Genomic DNA, 18,937 nt, shown 5'->3' with positions numbered 1-18,937 from the left:
TGAGCAGTACGCGCAATCCTTCTGAAACGGTAAAGGGCGGGTGGGATCATGACTAACCTGGTAGAAGTAGAGGACTTCACAAGACATAGTGAAGAGATGCGAACCAGCGCGTTCCAGAATGAGGTAAAAACCTATCTGGAACGCCATCCTGAAACGCAATATGTCGATATTCTTCTTAACGATCTAAACGGTATTTTTCGCGGTAAACGTATTCCCATCGGCAGCCTGGCGAAACTGGAAAAGGGCTGTTATTTCCCGGCCTCCGTATTTGCGATGGATATTCTGGGCAACACCGTCGAGCAGGCTGGATTAGGCCAGGCGCTGGGCGAGCCGGATAATATCTGTATCCCCGTTGAGGGCACGCTGGTTCCTTCCGCTTCCGATCCCGACCGCATTGCGCAGTTGCTGCTGACGATGCGTAATCAAGATGGCACTCCCTTTGACGTTGAACCCCGTAATGTCTTAAACAACCTCTGGCAGCGCTTGCGCAACCGGGGACTGTTTCCGGTGGTAGCGGTAGAGCTGGAGTTCTATCTGGTCGATAAACAACGCGACCATGACGGCTATATTCAACCGCCCTGTACGCCCGGCAGCGATGAACGCAGTATGCAAAGCCAGGTCTATTCCGTCGATAATCTCGATCATTTCTCGCAGGTGTTGGGCGATATCGATCGTCTGGCGCAGTTGCAGGGTATTCCTGGCGACGGCGCGCTGGCGGAAGCGTCACCCGGGCAGTTCGAAATCAACCTGCGCCACACGCGCAACGTGCTGAGCGCCTGCGATCATGCATTGCAGCTCAAGCGGTTGATCCGTCAGGTCGCGGAAAACCACGGCATGACCGCCACCTTTATGGCGAAACCTTATGAAGAGTACGCCGGTAGCGGGATGCATGTGCATGTCAGCATGCTCGATGCCGCCGACCATAACGCCTTTGCCTGCGACGACGGTAGCGACTCGCCGCTGTTGAAACGGGCGCTGGCCGGGATGATCGATCTGATGCCCGCCTCAATGGCGCTACTGGCGCCTAACGTGAATGCCTATCGCCGCTTCTGTCCGGAATCCTGGGTACCGCTGCAGGCGTCGTGGGGGCACAACAACCGCACCGTTGCGCTGCGCATTCCCTGCGGCGATATTGAAAACCGCCGCGTTGAATATCGCGTGGCCGGAGCGGACGCCAACCCCTGGCTGGTAATGGCCGCCATTTTTGCCGGCATTCTGCATGGGCTGGACAATGCGCTGCCGCTGCCGGCCGCAGTAACCGGCAACGGGCATGAAGCGGAAGGTTCGCCGCTGCCGGTGCGTCAGAGCGAAGCGCTTGATCTGTTTACCCACAATCGCGCGTTGCAGGATTTGTTGGGCGAACGCTTTAGTTTTGTCTGGCACAGCTGCAAACATCATGAGCTGATGCAGTTTGAACGGCTGATTACCGCAACTGAAATCGACTGGATGTTAAAAAACGCCTGAGGTGTTAATCATGCAAACCAATCAACAGTGGCAGGCGCGGCGCGAGGCGGCGGTCACGCCCGGCGTGGGTAATTCCCTTCAGGTCTATATCGCTAAAGCGCGCAACGCCGAACTGTGGGATGTCGAAGGGCGACGCTATATCGATTTCGCCTCGGGGATCGCGGTGTTAAACACCGGCCATAACCATCCGGACGTCATGCGTGCGGTGCAGGCGCAGCTGGAGTGCTTTACGCATCCCTGCTTTCAGGTCACGCCCTATGGCAGTTATGTTGAGCTGGCGGAAAAGCTGAATGCGCTGGTGCCGATTGCCGAGCCGACGCAAACGCTGCTGATGTCTACCGGCGCGGAAGCGGTGGAAAACGCCATCAAGGTGGCGCGTATTGCCACCGGCCGCGCCGGCGTGATCGCCTTTCGCGGCGGATTTCATGGCCGCACGCTGCTGGGCATGGCGCTGACCGGTAAAGTGCAGCCGTATAAAAAGGGCTACGGTCCTTTTCCGGGCGGCATCTTTCATGCGCCTTATCCCGTCAGCTATTTGGGCATCAGCGAAAGCCAGGCGCTGGGCGCGCTGCAAGGGATCTTTGCGGCTGACGTCTCTCCGGATGATGTGGCGGCGATTATTATCGAACCGGTACAGGGCGAGGGCGGATTTTATGCCGCCTCGCCCAACTTTATGCGTCAGCTGCGCCAGTTGTGCGATGAGCACGGCATTGTGCTGATCGCGGATGAGATCCAGAGCGGCTTTTGTCGCACCGGCAAAACCTTTGCCATTGAACACAGCGGCGTCGAGCCTGATTTGATCACCATGGCGAAAAGCCTGGCCGGCGGCTTCCCGCTGTCGGCGGTGGTGGGGCGCGCGTCGCTGATGCAAAAAGCGCAGGCGGGCGGGCTGGGCGGCACTTATGCCGGTTCGCCGATGGGCATTGCCGCGGCGCTGGCGGTGGTGGAGATTATCGAACGCGAGCAGCTTAATCAGCGCGCGCAGCAGCAGGGTGAACAGGTGGTGGCTTTCCTGCGCCAGCTGGCGACGCAGTATGACTGCATCGGCGACATCCGCCACCTTGGGGCGATGATCGCTATGGAGCTGGTGGAAGAGGGCGATGCGCAGCGTCCGGCAAAGGCGCTGACGCAGGCGCTGGTACAGGAGGCGGGACGTCAGGGGCTGGTGCTGTTGGCCTGTGGCGTTCGCGCCAATGTTATCCGTTTTCTGATCCCGTTAACGGCCGAAAAAGAAATTGTATCTGAAGGTCTTAACATCTTGTCATCCTGCCTCCAGGTAGTGCAGAATATGCGCCCTGCAAAATAGAACAATAACCGGCGCTTTACGCGTCGGTTATTTTTTTGCATTTAACCAGGCTAATCCATAAAAGAGGCCGGCCAACGTGCCGGATAGATACACGTAACACGTTCACCGTGTGGTTTAAAGGAAAACAAGATGGGGCAACTCGTTAACTTCTCACCGGCCTTCGCTGGTGTTCGTCTCCGTGATGATTATGGCGCGATCGGTCGCCTTACCGACGCTTCTTCCCTCACGCCTCTGAAGACTCTTTCTCGCATAGCGCGAAGTTTCCCTGTGGTTTGCCCCAATTCGGCCGCCGCTATGGGGGGACTAAACCATGACGCATAATACCCAATCCGCGCAGCCGCGCGCACAGCTGAAAAAAACACTGACTTTATTACCGGTGGTGATGATTGGTCTGGCCTATATGCAGCCGATGACGCTGTTCGATACCTTTGGGATCGTTTCTGGTCTGACCGACGGTCACGTCGCCACCGCTTACGCCTTTGCATTGATTGCGATCCTGTTTACTGCGCTGAGCTACGGTAAGCTGGTACACCGCTTCCCATCGGCGGGCTCCGCTTATACTTACGCGCAGAAAACCATTAGCCCGCACGTTGGCTTTATGGTTGGCTGGTCATCGCTGCTTGATTATCTGTTTATGCCGATGATCAACATTCTGCTGGCGAAAATCTATTTTGAAGCGCTGGTGCCGGATCTGCCGTCCTGGATCTTTGTGGTGCTGCTGGTCGGCTTTATGACGCTGACAAACCTGCGCGGCATTAAAACCGTCGCCAACTTCAACAGTCTGATCGTGGTGCTGCAGGTTGCAGTGATGATCGCGCTGACGGCGATGGTAATTTATGGCGTGGCGCACGGTGAAGGCGCGGGCACGCTGGTGAGCAGTCGTCCGTTCTGGTCGGAACATGCGCATGTGGTGCCGATGATCACCGGAGCGACCATTCTGTGTTTCTCGTTCCTCGGCTTCGATGGCATCAGTTCGCTTTCTGAAGAGACCAAAGATGCAGAGCGCGTGATCCCTAAAGCGATCTTCCTGACGGCGCTGGTGGGCGGCATCATCTTTATCGTGGTGTCTTACTTCTTACAACTCTATTTCCCGGATATTTCGCGCTTTAAGGATCCTGACGCCTCGCAGCCGGAAATCATGCTCTACGTGGCGGGTAAAACCTTTCAGTTCGGCATTTTGATTTTCTCCTGTATCACGGTGCTGGCTTCCGGCATGGCGGCGCATGCGGGCGTAAGCCGTCTGATGTACGTGATGGGACGTGACGGCGTGTTCCCGGAGCGTTTCTTCGGCTACGTACATCCGAAATGGCGTACGCCGGCGCTGAACGTGCTGCTGGTTGGCGCTATCGCGCTGCTGGCGATCCGCTTTGACCTGGTAACGGCAACGGCGCTGATTAACTTCGGTGCGCTGGTGGCCTTTACCTTCGTTAACCTGTCGGTCATTGCACAGTTCTGGATCCGTGAAAAGCGTCGTTATACGCTGAAAGACAATATCAGCTATCTGCTGCTGCCGCTGTGCGGCGCGCTGACGGTCGGCGCGCTTTGGGTGAACCTTGAAGAGAGCTCAATGGTGCTGGGGCTGATCTGGGCCGCGGTTGGGATTATTTATCTCGCCGTGGTTACCCGCAGCTTCCGTAATCCAGTGCCGCAGTATAGCGAAGAATCGCTCTGATTCAGCGATTGTTGATAAAACGCCCGCGCTAGCGTTAGCGGCCGGGCGCGAAGGCCAGACGAGCGTCTGGCCTTTTTTATGGACGAAAGGCTATCGGCGCGGCTTTTTACCGGTATACGGCTTCGCCCCGCCGGGGCGGCAGACTCCGGTTCGGACAAAAGGCCTTGTAACCCGCCGCGCGCCTGGTTACCCTGCGCCAGCAATTTCTGCCTGAATCAATGGAGTTGGCAATGTTTAAAAAAGTAGTGGTAAGCAGCGGTGTTGCGCTGATGTTGGCAACGGGAGCAGCGCAGGCTATCGAAGGCAGCGTTGATGTGGGTGAACATTACACCAACCTGAACGTTGGACTGGGAACCACTTCCCCTGGCCTGAGCCTGTCCGGCAACTGGATGCGTAGCGACCATGACGGCGACGTTTCCGGTCTGCGTCTGGGCTATAACGTAGAGATCGGCTCTGTTTTCCTGACGCCGGGCATCAAAGCCATGTGGATCGATCCGGAAGATGGTAAAGATGGTTTTGCCGCCGCCGTAGGTGCTGGCGTGAGTCTGCCGGTAACCAACATGATCGGCCTGTATGGCGAATATTATTACTCACCGGAAGCGTTTACCGATCATCTCGACAGCTATCAGGAAGCCTCCGGCGGTATCAGCTTTACGCCGATTTCGCTGCTGAACGTGCGCGTTGGCTATAAATACGCCGAGCTGAACAACAAAGGCGACCGTAAAGATAACGTGCTGGCTGATGGCCCTTACATTGGCGCCTCGCTGCGCTTCTGATGCCTTAGTGCAACAGAGAAAAAAGCCGTCCATCAGGACGGCTTTTTTTATGAGACCAGTTCGCGTGCGTAGTCATACAGCGCCTTCAGCTGCGCTAATTTTTCATTGTCGCCGTCGTGCAGGTTAGCCAGCGATTCCAGCTCCAGCAGGAAGGATTCAATACGTTCGCTGTTTAAGGCCTCACGGCGATGCTGCAGCCAGCGTTGCTGCTCGCTATCGTCGAGCGTGCCGGGAAAATTCCGCGCACGATAGCGAAACAGTAGCTGGGCGATGCGCTCATCGTTGAACGTCAGATCCAGCGCGGGCAGATTGGCGGGCGTGGTTTGCTGAATAATGTTCATCGCCGCTTTATCGGCATCGCTGAAAAAGCCGTTATAGAGCTGGGCGTCCACATCCTGCGAAGGGGTAAAAGGCTCCGCTTCGGCATACAACGCCACCACTTTTTCACGGATTTCCACATGCTGACGCAGCTGCGCCAGATTATTCAGGCAGTGCTGGCGATCGATGCCAAGCCGCTCGGCATCTTCCGGTCGCAGCGTATTCGCTGGCGCCAGCACCGGACATTTATTGATATGCACCAGTTTAATTGGCACAGCGGCCTCATCGCCCAGCTGCTGGCGCGGCGTATAGAGGCGCTGGCGCAGGGCGTCGGCGTCCAGCGCCAGCAGCGGCGTAATATCGCCAGCCAGGTCGCAGACAATCAGCGCATTACGGTTTTCCGGATGCCAGGCCAGCGGCGCAATCCAGCTGGTATTACCGCGCAGTGCGCCGAACATGCCGGAAATATGCATCAGCGGCTTCATCTGTGGGATATCAATCAGCGTATTGATTTTCTGTTTGGTACGATGGCTGAAGAGAAAATCGAACAGCTTCGGCTGTTTGGTTTTAACCAGCTTCGCCATGGCGATGGTGGCATAGACATCCGACATCGCATCATGCGCCTGGGTATGCTCCACGCCGTTAGCCTGCGTCAGCTGTTCCAGCTTAAAGCTGGGCAGACCATCTTCATTTTCCGGCCAGACAATCCCATCCGGGCGTAGCGCATAACAGGCACGCATCACATCCAGCAGATCCCAGCGCGAATTGCCGTTCTGCCAGCTCCAGGCGTAGGGATCGTAGAAGTTGCGATAGAAGATATTACGTGTGACTTCATCATCAAAGCGCACATTGTTATAGCCCACCACGCAGGTATTTTCGACGGTGAAAATCTCATGAATACGCCGGGCGAATTCCGCTTCCTTAACGCCGCGCGCCCGTGCCAGCTGCGGCGTAATACCGGTGATCATCACCGCTTCCGGCTGCGGTAGATAGTCATCGGCGGGCTGGCAATAGAACACTTCCGGTTCGCCGATAATATTGAAATCCATATCGGTGCGGATGCCGGCAAACTGCGCCGGTCGATCCAGCGCCGGGCTTTTACCAAAGGTTTCATAATCATGAAAGAGGAAGGTCGGTTGCGCGCGTTCGTTGGCCAAAATGTTATCCATTGACTGCTGAGTGGTAATGTTCGTTACATGGTAAACCATATTCCGGTTCATCAGAACCGCCAGATAGCGTTGATTTTACCGCGCCTGGTTTGGATCGCTATCGTTACGCTTTTAACTATAAATCCGGATGGCTTTCTTTCAACATAACCCGTTGCGTTTCAATTAATTCTGTCTTAACTGTTCTGGTGATAAAGCCAGGCATAAAAGCGTTTTACCCTCTTTATCGCAAAACTCTACTTCATAAGCTAGCGAAGGTGAATTATATACATCTAAAATTACACCTTTTTGACCTTTAACTAATCCTAATTCAGGCATGTTTTCATTCAAGAAAATAATATCAAAAGGTGATAAGTTCATCTGTTACCTTGTCATTTCACATAAATGGTTGTCATACGCGGGACGAAAGCTTCCGTCTCATACATCCAGCCTGTACGGATAACTTCTATTTTTCCATTGATACCTATAATTTGCATATCTACAGACATTCTCTGGCCAAAGTTATCATGTAATCCTGGTGTCGCTGGATGAGTGAGTATGCCTTGTTTAACTTTGAAAATTAAGTCATCCATATTAGATGAATTATAACCCAATGCAGATTCAAACACTTTTGCCTTATTGCCCCCTATTGGGTGGCCTGGGTTTAATGCGTAATTAGCGAGCTTTTTTGGGTCTATTACTGCATGTTCAGCATTCAGTAACGTTCCAGACTTTGTTATAAACCCCTGCAGGTAGGGAGATTCTAAAGATGGGGAAGTGTTATAAGTTGGTAATTTTTTTATATTATCTATTATATGTAGTCTACCTATTCCAAGGCCGACAGCAACAGAAGCGCCCGTAATCAGCAGGCCTTTGGCCTGGTCCGACATCATCTGGTCATAACCGGCGGGCGCCTCGCCTCCCAGTTGTTGCGCGACCTGCCTGAACCCTTCAGGGTTGCCGTTATACATCCCGCCTGCCGCCAGCAGCCGTCCGGCGGCTTTGCTGTTGATGACGCTCAGCGGCGCGGGCTGTTTTATTTGCGCCTGGCGGGCAGGTAACGCCGTGGGACGCGGTTTTCCGCCCCGTTTGCTGTAGTCGCGGCGGGCAACCGACCGGTTATATTCCCGGATAATATCCCGCGCCCCGTCAAACTTAAACGCCAGCCGGTCGCGGCAAATCAGTGCGCCGTGCTCATCAATATAGAACAGCGTTCCCTTTGAGAAAGAATTGCCGCCGAGCATCACCACCTCGCCGCTGAAGAGCATTCTTTTCAGCTTTTCCCGCTCCCGTGGCCCGTGCGGCGGCGGCTGGTTGTTGTAACCGTTAAAGGCGCGCTCATGCATATTAATCAGCTTAAAATCCAGCCTCTGGCGGTCATCAAAAACATATTTTTCTCCAATTCGGGACCAGGCAAAAACAGGGCTGGTTATTTCTTCGTATCTTTCCGGCGCCAAATCGTCGCGCGGCAGGTAATAAAGATCGGTGCCAGGCAGACTGAAGCTCATATATCATATCCTTATGATAGAAACGCATAGACAAACAATGCCATATGTCAGGAAAAGAGACAATATCCTGATAACTGATTATCTCAGTTTGATGTTTAGCTGAAAAAGTTACTGATATGGTTAATGGCCAGATATAAATTGTTTTTCTGAGTGCGATATATTCCAGTATCCCGGCGCGAACCGTGATTTATGGCTGTACGCATTAAATATCAGCAATTTATTACACCAGTCCTGGAAAGCTTATATTTTTATACCCCCCTGAAATATTAAAGCCCCCGACATTGCGGGGGCTTTAATACCGATTGCTCGGTTTTTATCAGCGCAGTGCGCCGGAGGTTTCTACCGGCACCGCGCAGGGTTCCATCTCAATGGGAATGCTTTTATACGCCGGAATGCCGCTGGCAGTATCGTGGCTATCAAGCGGCACCATCACATTCGCTTCCGGATAATAAGCGCCGACCGAGCCGGGCGCCATATCCAGCACCACGATCGTCAGATTATCCATGCGGCGATCGGTACGTTTGCCCTCAGGGTCAAGTGCGATGATGTTCACCTTATCGCCCACCCGCAACTGGCGTTTTTCCGCCTCGTCCGCGTTAATAAACAGCACATCGCGTCGCCCGGTCACGCCGCGATAGCGATCGTTCAGGCCGTACAGCGTGGTATTGTACTGATCGTGGCTGCGCAAGGTGGTCAGCACCAGATCGTGGCATTTCAGCGAACGCGGATCTTCATTAACGCCTTCCATCACCATAAACTGCGCCCGGCCGGAAGGGGTATTCCACTCGCGCTCTGAAGCTGCGTTGCGCAGGCGGAAACCGCCCGGCTGCTGCACGCGACGGTTGTAATCTTTAAAGGCCGGGAAAACCGCTTCAATCGCTGCGCGGATAAAGCTGTAATCGCCGATCATTTGGTCCCAGTTAATTTTGGTATCAGGCAGCGTCGCTTTAGCCAATCCAGCAACAATTGCCGGCTCTGATTTCAGATATGGCGAAGCGGGTTTTAACATACCGCGCGAGGCGTGAACCATCGACATGGAATCTTCCACGGTAATGCTCTGCTCGCCGGAGGCCTGCACATCCTGCTCGGTACGGCCCAGTACCGGCAGAATATAGTTATGTTTGCCTAACAGCAGATGCGAACGATTTAATTTAGTGGCCATGTGCACCACTAAATCGAGCTTACGCATCGCTTCAAAGGTCACTTTGGGATCGGACATCGCCTCCGCCAGGTTACCGCCAAGACAGAGCAGCGCTTTCGCTTTACCGTCGCGCATCGCCTGAATGGCAGCAACGGCGCCGTGCCCGTGATGTTGCGGCGGTTTAAAGCCAAAAACCTTTTCAATACTGTCGAGCAGTTCCTGCGAAGGAATCTCCGTAATGCCTACGGTGCGGTCGCCCTGTACATTGGAGTGACCGCGCAGTGGACAGATCCCCGCGCCGCGCTTGCCGATATTGCCGCGCATCAGCAGCAGGTTAGCGATTTGCTGAACATTCTGAGTACCGTACTGATGCTGCGTGATGCCCATGCCGTAGCAGATAATGGTTTTCTCTGATTTGGCATACAGGCGCGCAATATTCAGGATTTCTTCGTAATCCATCCCGGAGACTTTCAGAATATGCGGCCATTCGGTCGCATCCAAATCCTGCTTCAGCGCTTCAAAGCCTTCGGTATGTTCACGGATAAAATCTTCGTCGATAACGCCCGGCTGACCCTCTTTCAGCGCGCGCTCATGCATGGCAAGCAGCGCTTTCATCACCCCTTTCAGCATCGCCGCATCGCCGCCGACGCGCACTTTATAGTAGGTGGAAGCCAGGGCGGTAGAGCTGAGCGACAGCATTTCAATCGGGCTTTGCGGCGAAGTGAAGCGCTCCAGTCCACGCTCGCGCAGGGGGTTAATCGCTACGATGGTCGCGCCGCGTTTAGAGACTTCACGTAGCGTACCGAGCATACGCGGATGGTTGGTGCCGGGGTTATGGCCGATACAGAGCACCAGATCGCAGTGATCGAAATCTTCCAGCTCAACGGTGCCTTTGCCGACGCCTATTGACTGCGGCAGGCCGACGCTGGTCGGTTCATGGCACATATTGGAGCAGTCCGGGAAGTTGTTAGTGCCATATTCCCGGGCAAATAGCTGATAGAGAAAAGCCGCCTCGTTGGAAGCGCGTCCGGAAGTATAAAACTCAACGCTGTCCGGATCGCTATAGCTTTGTAATTTTTCACCTATTTCACGAAAGGCGGTTTCCCATTCAATTGGCTGATAGGTATCGCTGGCAGCATCATATTTCATCGGATGGGTCAGACGGCCTTCGCCCTCCAGCTCAAAGGCGTTGCGCTGCCACAGCTCGCTTACCGTATGTGCGGCGAAAAATTCTGGCGTGGTGCGTTTGCTGGTGGCTTCCCAGGAAACCGCTTTAGCGCCGTTTTCGCAAAATTCAAAAGAGGAGGCGTGACGGGGATCGGGCCATGCGCAACCGGGACAGTCAAAACCCTGCGGCTGGTTAACTTTAAACAGAGCGATAACGTCCTGCTTTACTGACATCTGACCACGTAACGCATCGGCAACGGCTTTCAACGCGCCCCAGCCGCCTGCCGATCCGCCGTAAGGGGCAATACCAATAGTACGATTCTTGTGTTTCATAATTCTCTGTATTTTGTTGTAAGACTGTTACTAAAGCGTAGAACACGCTGGCAGGACGGGGGAAAAACAGGGGGCGAATTGCTTTCGAAATATTACAAAGGCTACAGGCGAAGAAAAGAGCGATAAATTGCGTAATGGTTAAAGTGTGCTAAACATTAAGTGTAAATATCTGAACAGGAGGTTATGATGAAAAAGACCGCATTAATAGCATTTGCATTTGCCGCAGCCCTGCCGTTAGCGGGTTGTTCCAGCAGCAACTACTCGATCCATACTAACGATGGACGTACGATTGTCAGCGATGGCAAACCGAAAGAGGATAATGCTACCGGCTTGATTAAGTATAAAGACGCCAACGGTAACGAACAGCAGATTAACCGTTCCGACGTGAAATCAATGACCGAAATTCCGCACTAATTTCCTCTGCGAATGTTAATCAGCTAAGCCACCGACCGGTGGCTTTTTTGTTATTTCGTGCTGGCAGCTAATGTAGGTTATTCGCGTCCCGAAACAAACTGGCGTAATAAACAGTAGCCAGGCCGCCACTAAATACATAATTATTTGCAATTTATTAAGATAAATCCGCGCTTAATCCCGTACAACAACGCCCTGGTTAAATTCATGTTTATGATTGAGGGTGTTCCGTTGAAAAGGCGTCAGCTTGCAACTATTACCGGTTTTCTGTTTTTGGCATTTCAGGCCCATGCGGCTGCTATCTCTTTTCCGCTGACGCCGCCGCCGGTGGATGCGGCATCCTGGGTGCTGATGGATGCCACGACCGGGCAAATACTGACTGAGGGCAACGCCGATGAACAGCGCAATCCGGCCAGCCTGACCAAACTGATGACCGGCTATGTGGTCGATCGTGCTATCGATCAGCACCGTATCAGCCGCGACGATAAAGTCACCATCGGTCAGGATGCCTGGGGCGCCGGTAATCCGGTATTTAAGGGCTCTTCGCTGATGTTCCTCAAGCCGGGCGAGCAGGTAACCGTGCGCGACCTGAGTCGCGGCGTGATCATCGATTCCGGCAATGATGCCTGCGTCGCGTTAGCTGATTACGTGGCCGGCAGCCAGGACGCCTTTGTCAAAATGATGAATGACTATGCGGCGAAGCTGGGACTCACCCACACCCATTTTGAAACCGTTCACGGTCTGGATGCGCCCGGCCAGCACACCACCGCGCGCGATCTGGCGGTGCTCTCTCGCGCTATTATTAACGGCGAGCCGGACTTTTATCAGATGTACAGCGAGAAATCGCTGACCTGGAATGGCATTACCCAGCAAAACCGCAACGGCCTGCTGTGGGATAAAAATCTGCATGTCGACGGCCTGAAAACTGGCCATACCGAAAGCGCCGGCTTTAACCTGATTGCATCCAGCCTGGAAGGGCGCCACCGGCTGATCGCGGTGATCATGGGCGGTAAAAGTCCTAAAGGCCGTGAAGAACAGGCGCGCAAGCTGCTGATCTGGGGCAACAGCAATTTTGATACCGTGCAGCTGTTCCATGCTGGCAAGGCGCTGGGTAAAGAAACCGTCTGGTACGGCAATCCGCATCAGGTAGAGGTAGGCACCACCGAAGATATCTATCTGTCAGTGCCGCGTAGCGCAATGGACAATATCAAAGCGAAATATGTTATCGATCGCCAAGATCTGGAAGCGCCGCTGAAGCAGGGCGAGAAAGTTGGCACGATTCAGGTGATCGACAAAGATCAGGTGCTGGCCAGCTATCCGCTGATGACGCTGAATAAGGTGGAAGAGGGCGGCATCGTCACGAAAATCGGCGACTATCTGAAGAAGAAACTTTAATTTTACCGGCAGAGGCGAGGTTGCGTCTCTGCCGTTACTCTCCGGCGTCATCGCTTTTTCCCTTTCCTTGTCTTTTCCTTTGCCAATCCGCCTGGCCTTAATGCAAACCGAGTGGTTAGGCCGACAGCCAGAGCTGATCGGCAATATTTGCAATTAGCCACGTCAGGTAAACCAATAGTCGGCTCGTTACGTTAATTACTCTTTTCATTAGTGTTAAATTAAGATAAAAATCAGCGAAATATAGACGAAAGTCTCATGTCGTTGGTGACTCCAGGTTATGATAACGTCCCGTTTTTTCATCACTGCGGAGAGTTCACTTGCGCCCCGATAAGCCGCTTTCAGCCATTGAATTCAGCGTTTACCGTCATTACCGTATCGTTCATGGTGTACGCATTGCGCTGGGCTTTGTTTTAACTTTCCTGCTGGTGCGCCTGAGCGAAATCCCCGAGGGTAGCTGGCCGCTGATTACGCTGGTAGTGGTCATGGGGCCGGTCTCTTCCTGGGGCAACGTTTTCCCGCGCGCGTTTCAGCGCATTGGCGGCACCATTTTCGGTTCGATTTCCGGGCTGATTGCGCTGAAGCTGGAGCTGATTTCGCTGCCAGCGATGTTGGCGTGGTGTACGGTGGTGATGTTTATCTGCGGCTACCTGACGCTGGGTAAGCGGCCCTATATGGCCTTGCTGATTGGCATTACCCTGGCGGTGGTTTGCGGCGCGCCGGCAGGCGAGATGACCACCGCGCTATGGCGCAGCGGCGACGTTATCCTCGGCTCGCTGTTGGCGCTATTGTTTACCAGCATCTGGCCGCAAAAAGCCTATATCCACTGGCGCATTAAACTTTCCGATTCGTTAGCGTCAATGGCGAAAATTTATCATGCCGGCTTTTCACCGAATCTGGTGGATAAGCCGCGCCTCGCCAAACCTTTGCAGCAGGTATTGACCGATGTGGTGCGGATGCGTTCGTTGCTGGAACCTGCCAGCAAAGAGACGCGTATTCCGAAATCGGTGCTGGAGGGTATCCAGACCACTAACCGCAATATTCTCTGTACGCTGGAGCTGCAAATTAACGCCTGGTGGTCTTCCCGCGCCAGCCATCTGATCTTGCTGAATGCATCCACCCTGCGCCGCACCCAACAAATGACGGAAAATACTTTTAAGGCGCTGGCGGAAATGTTGATTAACGGCAACACCGACCGGGTAGCGGCGAATAATCATGAGCTGGCGGAGATCGTGCGTGAACTGCGACAGCTGATTGCGGAAAACGGCAGCGACCGGCTGGTGGAAACGCCGATCCATGGCTATGTCTGGCTAAGCCTGGAGCTGGCGAAACAGCTGGAACGTCTCTCCGATCTGATTCGGCTGGCCATGCGTAAATAGCCGTTTCGACAATCGACGCTGTGGCTACGCAAGATTTCGCGCTAAAATATCCCACAGTCTGAATTTAAATGTGAAAATTGCCATCGGCCCAGGCGAGCCGCTAAGCTGAAGGCTACGACAATACCGCCTGTTCAGGCAGGCCTAATGAAAGGTGTCAACATGGAAAATGCAAAGCAATCATTTCAGGACGTGCTTGAATTCGTGCGCATGAACCGTCGCAAGAACAAGCTACAGCGCGAAATTCATGACGTTGAAAAGAAAATTCGTGACAACCAGAAACGTGTGCTGCTGCTGGATAACCTGAGCGAATACATCAAGCCGGGCATGAGCGTTGAAGCGATTCAGGAGATCATCGCCAGCATGCGCAGCGACTATGAAGATCGCGTGGATGAATACATCATCAAAAATGCCGATCTGTCGAAAGAGCGTCGTGAGCTCTCCAAAAAACTGAAGTCAATGGGCGTGCATAAAGTCCCGGGACAGAATCAGTAATCTTTGCGACCAGCTGTGGTGCTGGTTGGTTATCATCGGGCCGCTTAGCGGCCCGATTTCGTTTTTGCCGCTGGCTTGACGTTGCCCACCTCAGGAGTGGCAGACCAAAGGCCAGACTCTCTTTGCCGTTATTTTCTCAGCGGGTCGATCGATAGAGCAGCGCTGTTTGTTGGTTAGATTACTGTGTAGCGGCCACTTCAGGCGATAAATATCCATTGAGGCGATGCCGCCTGCGGAGATTACTCCGCGGTTACGGTTTTCCGCATCGTAGAGAATGGTGCCGAAAGGCAGCGGCTGGCCGCTGGCTTGCGTAATGCGCGCATAATGTTGCTGTTGATGAGAGGCGCTAAATTCCACCGCCATAATCGCGCCCTGGCGCGGTACCAGACGATGCACCGTACCATCGATTTTGATGGTATGAATATGACGACTATCCAGCGTGGGCGTGAGCTCATTATAGTAATAGGGCACCAGATTCGGCACGATGGCATTCCCCCAGCGATCGGTCCTGATGTGCTGAGTATTTTCTATTCCGATATCGCCAATGCGCGGCGTATGAACAACGGCAGCGCTCTCGCTCAGATACTGGCCCAGCGTTATGCCATGGGAATGCATGACCACCGAGCCGCGGGCGTCAGCCTGCCACTGCTGCGTTGTTTGACTGTGTGACTAGGCAGCACGCGCGACGCCCTGACTGGAGGTATAATTTGCCGAGGCGTCATAATGATATTCAGAGCCGCTTTTCGTGGCGCCCAGGCTGTAAATCAATTTTCTCTCTTCGCCAGCCCCGCCGCTAAAAGCAAAATGGCTGTTGTGACTGGCGCCGCCGCTCTGGCTCATATCAAAGTAATAATTTCGCTCTCGCCCCAGCGGGATACTGATGCTGACGGAAAGATAATCTTCGCCTTTGCGTCCAGGCGCATAGCGACGGGACCAGGAGGTCAGCAGCGTGGTATGTCCGAGATTGAAATTAAGGCTGGCCTGCCAGCTGCGGTAACGCTCGCCGTTCCAGTCAAGTTCCCGATCGACGTTCAGCGCCAGATTCACCCCTTTAATGCTTTGGCTTAGCTGCAAATTATATTTATTGCGATAGCTGCGCGCCATATCGTCTTCTACGACACGCTGCGAGTGATTAAAATCGTGATACCAGGGATTAGAGCGGTGCCTGAAGGAGGCATAAATATAACTGTCGGTCAGCGGCAGAAAGCGACTAAGGCCCAGCTGTAGTTGACTGCCGGTGCGCTTTTGCCGATAGCGGGTGCTCTGACTTTGATTAAACAGGGCGCTGAGGCCGCCGAGCCAGTGCACATTAGCGCCCAGCCCGGTGGCGATATTGCGATAATCGGTCGCATACTGTACGCCGTCCAGCAGCGTAAAGGTGTTATTCAACCCGTATAAGAATGAGACTTCCAGCAGACGCTGAGCATCATCTTGTCGGCTTTGGCCCACGTTTACACTGTAGCGCAGGCTATGCCGGGGCAGTTGAAAGTTAGTCGTGTTAAAAGGTTGAATAAAATGCTGACGTTTTCCGCTGGCTTCAATAACCGTCACGTCAATATCGCCCGCTGAGGAGGAGACAGGAATATCATTGATATTAAAGGCGCCCGGCGGAATTTGCCGGGTGGCGATCACATAGCCGCTCTGCCTAATGATCACCGTGGCGTTTGCGTTCACTGAACCCAAAATCGCCGGTACATAGCTGCGTTCGGTGTTAGGCAACATCGCCCTGTTTGAGGCCAGTGAAACGCCGCGCAGCGTGGTGCTTTGAAACAGGCTACCGTTGGTATAGAAATCGCCAACGGTTAAAGTACTGCGCAGACGATCAATATCATAGGCCAGCCAGCTACTGCTGCTTTGGTAATGCGGATGCGCCATATCAGGCGCAGAGAAAAAGCCGCTGTTGCGCAGGCGAAAACCAAAAAGATTAATACCGTTAGTCAGGTTGCCGTAGAGGTCATTACTCACGCTGTCGTTTTGGTAGCGCTGCAGAGAGAGATCGTAATTGATAAAGGCGGCGTTAATGCCGTTATCCCATTGCCAGCTGGGAGCGATGTCATACAAATTTGGCTTACTCCACGCCTGCTGCGGCAGCGTCAGGGCCAGTTTATTTTCCGCCAAATCAATATCAAATTTGGCCTCTTTAACCCAGGCGGAAAGAAAATTTTCTGAACGCGGGCAGCGTTCAATATGAACGCCCCATTGCTGTAGATCCCGGCAGCTAAACAGCGGCTCGGTACGATGGTGATGCAGGCGGAACAGGACATTCTGCTGTGCCACTTCCTGGTCGTTAATGGTGATGGTAAACGCGTATTTTCCGGGAAGGATATCGCTGTCGCCGTTAAATATCTCCGCATCCTGTCGGCTAACCTGCGTTTTATTTTCCAGTAAGGATAAATCGAATTCTTCTTCGGCCTTTAAGGGGGTTGCCATGAGACAGCTCAGACAAACAACTAATAATAACGTTGCAACGGGTTTATTTGCAGCGCTCATAAAATTCTAGCCGGAAAGAACAGCCATGGATTAGACCATGGCTGATTTTTAGTATAACGATAAAGCGGAATTAACGGTATTCCGTTACGAAGGTGACATCAGCGCTGACGTCGCCGCCGGTAACGTCTTCACCCAGGCGCGCATAGCGGACTTTCATCGCAATATTATCATCGCCCTTATTAAGGTTAGTAATTTTAGTGCCATCCAGTTCGCTATTAGGTTGCAGCACTTCATTATTATAAAAAACTTCCAGTCCCACGCCGCTTGAATCACTGCTAAGATTTTTCAGGGCCTGACGTTGATTAGTATCAGCTGACGCCTGCATGATAAGTTTCACATGATTGCCTAAATTAGCTGCCTGGCAATTAACATGAATCTGAAAGTCGCGGGCGCCGCTTTCAATACTTTCACCCACGGCAACGCCATCAAAGGCGCTGGCGCCTACGGTGTCCAGCGTAATATTTTGGTTATCAGGAATAATAGCGCAGGTTGGTTCAGTAACATGACCGTTAAAATGCACCACGCTGCCTTCACCTTGTGCAAAGGCGGCTGAGGAGGCTGCTATTAACAGACTCAGAGAAATCGCGCTTAATTTCTTCATTTGTACATCCTTTAGTATTAACAAAAAAATAGTGAGCGCAACCCCGTTGCTCACTGGAAAGTTTGAACGTGTAGAATTCAATGATTAATCATAATGTGACATGCACAGTCTCACTGATATCACCGTAATCATTAATAATGCGGTAATGAATATCGTGCGAGCCATGATAGCCTTTTATGAATATTGTTGACCGGGGGGCGATCATGTCGACATCCAGCGGATGCGTTTCATTGTGGCCTTCCCATACTTCGCTAAAGGTCACGTAATAAGGCGTTGGGTTAGTCACCTGGAGAGCGCCTGGCGATTTTTTCCACGTTATTTTTTTATATTCATTACCTATCTCAGGGGACAGTGCTGTTGGGCGGTATAATATTTTTACTTTAGTCAGCATGACCAACAGCAGCTGAGAACCGCTTTTCTTTTCTACCTTTGGAATCTCTTTAACATTAAGTTGGAAAAGTTTTTCCTTTTTTTGAGCGGCAATAGCAGCGTCGATGGCTTCTATATGCAATGCGACTTTATGATGTGCTTTGATTTTTACCAACGGTGGCTGTACAAAAAGTTCTTCCTGTACGCCATCATGATCACCGCTTACCCAGCTCTGAATAAGGTAATCATGGTCGGTAGGATTATCTACTTTTACTATGCCCATGCCGCCGTTATTGGCGCTCATCACAATTCTGCTTTGGTCGAGAATTAACGACGCCCGGGCCTTTGCACTTATAACAGTAAATACTATTAACAAAAATAAAACGCTTCCTGTGCTTACGGCGTTGACCGAGCGCCATAACCTGCATCCCTTTAACATTGAGATAAAGTTCATGCTTATAATACCAATAAATATAACGCGTATATAACGTTAAGAATTATCCGATGAGTTATTTAATAGCGCATAGGGTAATTTTTAATATGGCGTACTGTCAACTTCTGTAATGAGGGAGGATAAGCATTACAATGATGTTTTGTTTCATTTACAGATTGATTGCATGTTGGCTACTTTTATGCGGAAAATGCGCCTAAAAAGAATATCAAGAAGGGTTATTAGAATAATAAGGTTGTTTGGCCGTGAACAGTAAAAAAATTATTAGGTATCGTTATGCATTAGCGGGTTGAAATCAAAGGGAAAGCCCGTTTTTGTAAGGTAAAACAACAAAGTTTAACCCTGAAGAATGAGGAGCCGTATGAGACAGGCATCGGAGATTTTAAGGCTGAATCGCTCGCTGTATGGGTTATAAAGCCATTAACAGTAATTGTTTTGAAATTAAATTCCATAATATGGTCATTTTTAAGATTTAAAATTTGTTCTGCTGGCGGTGGTGTAGTGGGTGAATCTGCCTTAACT

Annotated in this window: 14 protein-coding genes and 1 pseudogene; 8 read left to right on the top strand and 7 right to left on the bottom strand. The window is 52.3% G+C overall.

Annotation, left to right across the window (positions count from 1 at the left end; genetic code table 11):
- Positions 1-48 precede the first annotated feature (48 nt).
- The 4 genes from K6958_RS13020 (at position 49) to K6958_RS13005 (ending at position 5,218) form a co-directional block, all read left to right on the top strand.
- Complete coding sequence (locus tag K6958_RS13020; protein ID WP_277614676.1) at positions 49-1,464, top strand: glutamine synthetase family protein; 1,416 nt, start codon at positions 49-51, stop codon at positions 1,462-1,464.
- A gap of 10 nt (positions 1,465-1,474) precedes the next feature.
- Positions 1,475-2,770, top strand: a complete 1,296-nt coding sequence (gene gabT / locus K6958_RS13015; protein ID WP_249891490.1) for a 4-aminobutyrate--2-oxoglutarate transaminase — start codon at positions 1,475-1,477, stop codon at positions 2,768-2,770.
- A gap of 310 nt (positions 2,771-3,080) precedes the next feature.
- Entirely contained in the window at positions 3,081-4,442 is a 1,362-nt protein-coding gene (locus tag K6958_RS13010; RefSeq protein ID WP_249891489.1) for an APC family permease, read from the top strand.
- Between the two features lie 230 nt (positions 4,443-4,672).
- Positions 4,673-5,218, top strand: coding sequence for a YfaZ family outer membrane protein (locus K6958_RS13005; RefSeq protein ID WP_249891488.1), 546 nt, complete (start codon positions 4,673-4,675; stop codon positions 5,216-5,218).
- A 47-nt stretch (positions 5,219-5,265) separates the two neighbouring features.
- On the opposite strand, the gene sbcB is transcribed toward K6958_RS13005, so the two are convergent.
- The 4 genes from sbcB to K6958_RS12985 form a co-directional block, all read right to left on the bottom strand.
- Entirely contained in the window at positions 5,266-6,705 is a 1,440-nt protein-coding gene (sbcB, locus tag K6958_RS13000; RefSeq protein ID WP_434085164.1) for an exodeoxyribonuclease I, read from the bottom strand.
- A gap of 162 nt (positions 6,706-6,867) precedes the next feature.
- Positions 6,868-7,062 carry a DUF4926 domain-containing protein gene (locus K6958_RS12995; protein WP_249891487.1) on the bottom strand — a complete coding sequence of 65 codons (195 nt, stop codon included), beginning with the start codon at positions 7,060-7,062 and terminating at the stop codon, positions 6,868-6,870.
- Between the two features lie 11 nt (positions 7,063-7,073).
- A complete protein-coding gene (locus K6958_RS12990; protein WP_249891486.1) occupies positions 7,074-8,189 on the bottom strand; it encodes a DUF6883 domain-containing protein in 1,116 nt (371 codons plus the stop codon).
- Positions 8,190-8,505: 316 nt separating this feature from the next.
- Positions 8,506-10,830, bottom strand: coding sequence for an FdhF/YdeP family oxidoreductase (locus K6958_RS12985; protein WP_249891485.1), 2,325 nt, complete (start codon positions 10,828-10,830; stop codon positions 8,506-8,508).
- Between the two features lie 186 nt (positions 10,831-11,016).
- Here K6958_RS12985 and K6958_RS12980 point away from each other — a divergent pair, with 186 nt between their 5' ends.
- The 4 genes from K6958_RS12980 to K6958_RS12965 all read left to right on the top strand — a co-directional run bounded on the left by K6958_RS12980 (position 11,017) and on the right by K6958_RS12965 (position 14,504).
- Positions 11,017-11,244 (top strand): YgdI/YgdR family lipoprotein, encoded by a 228-nt coding sequence (locus K6958_RS12980; protein WP_249894683.1) that lies wholly within the window; start codon positions 11,017-11,019, stop codon positions 11,242-11,244.
- 228 nt (positions 11,245-11,472) lie between these two features.
- Positions 11,473-12,636: a serine-type D-Ala-D-Ala carboxypeptidase DacD gene (dacD, locus tag K6958_RS12975; protein ID WP_249894682.1), complete on the top strand. Its 1,164-nt coding sequence runs from the start codon at positions 11,473-11,475 to the stop codon at positions 12,634-12,636.
- A 317-nt stretch (positions 12,637-12,953) separates the two neighbouring features.
- Positions 12,954-14,012: an FUSC family protein gene (locus K6958_RS12970; protein WP_249891484.1), complete on the top strand. Its 1,059-nt coding sequence runs from the start codon at positions 12,954-12,956 to the stop codon at positions 14,010-14,012.
- 159 nt (positions 14,013-14,171) lie between these two features.
- The gene (locus K6958_RS12965) at positions 14,172-14,504 is read left to right on the top strand and encodes a DUF496 family protein (protein ID WP_085072333.1); all 333 of its coding nucleotides are present in this window, start codon (positions 14,172-14,174) and stop codon (positions 14,502-14,504) included.
- Positions 14,505-14,594: 90 nt separating this feature from the next.
- On the opposite strand, the pseudogene K6958_RS12960 reads toward K6958_RS12965, so the two are convergent.
- From K6958_RS12960 to K6958_RS12950, 3 genes and pseudogenes are all read right to left on the bottom strand, one after another.
- Positions 14,595-16,934 (bottom strand): annotated as a pseudogene (locus K6958_RS12960) (fimbria/pilus outer membrane usher protein).
- A gap of 130 nt (positions 16,935-17,064) precedes the next feature.
- The gene (locus K6958_RS12955) at positions 17,065-17,595 is read right to left on the bottom strand and encodes a fimbrial protein (protein WP_249891483.1); all 531 of its coding nucleotides are present in this window, start codon (positions 17,593-17,595) and stop codon (positions 17,065-17,067) included.
- An 88-nt stretch (positions 17,596-17,683) separates the two neighbouring features.
- The gene (locus K6958_RS12950; RefSeq protein ID WP_249891482.1) at positions 17,684-18,268 is read right to left on the bottom strand and encodes a fimbrial biogenesis chaperone; all 585 of its coding nucleotides are present in this window, start codon (positions 18,266-18,268) and stop codon (positions 17,684-17,686) included.
- Between the last annotated feature and the right edge of the window lie 669 nt (positions 18,269-18,937).

This window comes from Mixta hanseatica (assembly GCF_023517775.1).
GTDB classification, from domain to species: Bacteria; Pseudomonadota; Gammaproteobacteria; order Enterobacterales; family Enterobacteriaceae; genus Mixta; species Mixta hanseatica.
Note: the sequence above shows the minus strand (reverse complement) of the source record. Positions and strands in the feature narration are given on the sequence as shown.

What these genes read in the sequence shown, in the direction of transcription:
- K6958_RS13020 (WP_277614676.1), top strand. Translation starts at nt 49, where the DNA reads ATGACTAACCTGGTAGAAGTAGAGGACTTCACAAGACATAGTGAAGAG.
- gabT (WP_249891490.1), top strand. Translation starts at nt 1,475, where the DNA reads ATGCAAACCAATCAACAGTGGCAGGCGCGGCGCGAGGCGGCGGTCACG.
- K6958_RS13010 (WP_249891489.1), top strand. Translation starts at nt 3,081, where the DNA reads ATGACGCATAATACCCAATCCGCGCAGCCGCGCGCACAGCTGAAAAAA.
- K6958_RS13005 (WP_249891488.1), top strand. Translation starts at nt 4,673, where the DNA reads ATGTTTAAAAAAGTAGTGGTAAGCAGCGGTGTTGCGCTGATGTTGGCA.
- sbcB (WP_434085164.1), bottom strand. Translation starts at nt 6,705, where the DNA reads ATGGATAACATTTTGGCCAACGAACGCGCGCAACCGACCTTCCTCTTT.
- K6958_RS12995 (WP_249891487.1), bottom strand. Translation starts at nt 7,062, where the DNA reads ATGAACTTATCACCTTTTGATATTATTTTCTTGAATGAAAACATGCCT.
- K6958_RS12990 (WP_249891486.1), bottom strand. Translation starts at nt 8,189, where the DNA reads ATGAGCTTCAGTCTGCCTGGCACCGATCTTTATTACCTGCCGCGCGAC.
- K6958_RS12985 (WP_249891485.1), bottom strand. Translation starts at nt 10,830, where the DNA reads ATGAAACACAAGAATCGTACTATTGGTATTGCCCCTTACGGCGGATCG.
- K6958_RS12980 (WP_249894683.1), top strand. Translation starts at nt 11,017, where the DNA reads ATGAAAAAGACCGCATTAATAGCATTTGCATTTGCCGCAGCCCTGCCG.
- K6958_RS12965 (WP_085072333.1), top strand. Translation starts at nt 14,172, where the DNA reads ATGGAAAATGCAAAGCAATCATTTCAGGACGTGCTTGAATTCGTGCGC.
- K6958_RS12955 (WP_249891483.1), bottom strand. Translation starts at nt 17,595, where the DNA reads ATGAAGAAATTAAGCGCGATTTCTCTGAGTCTGTTAATAGCAGCCTCC.
- K6958_RS12950 (WP_249891482.1), bottom strand. Translation starts at nt 18,268, where the DNA reads ATGAGCGCCAATAACGGCGGCATGGGCATAGTAAAAGTAGATAATCCT.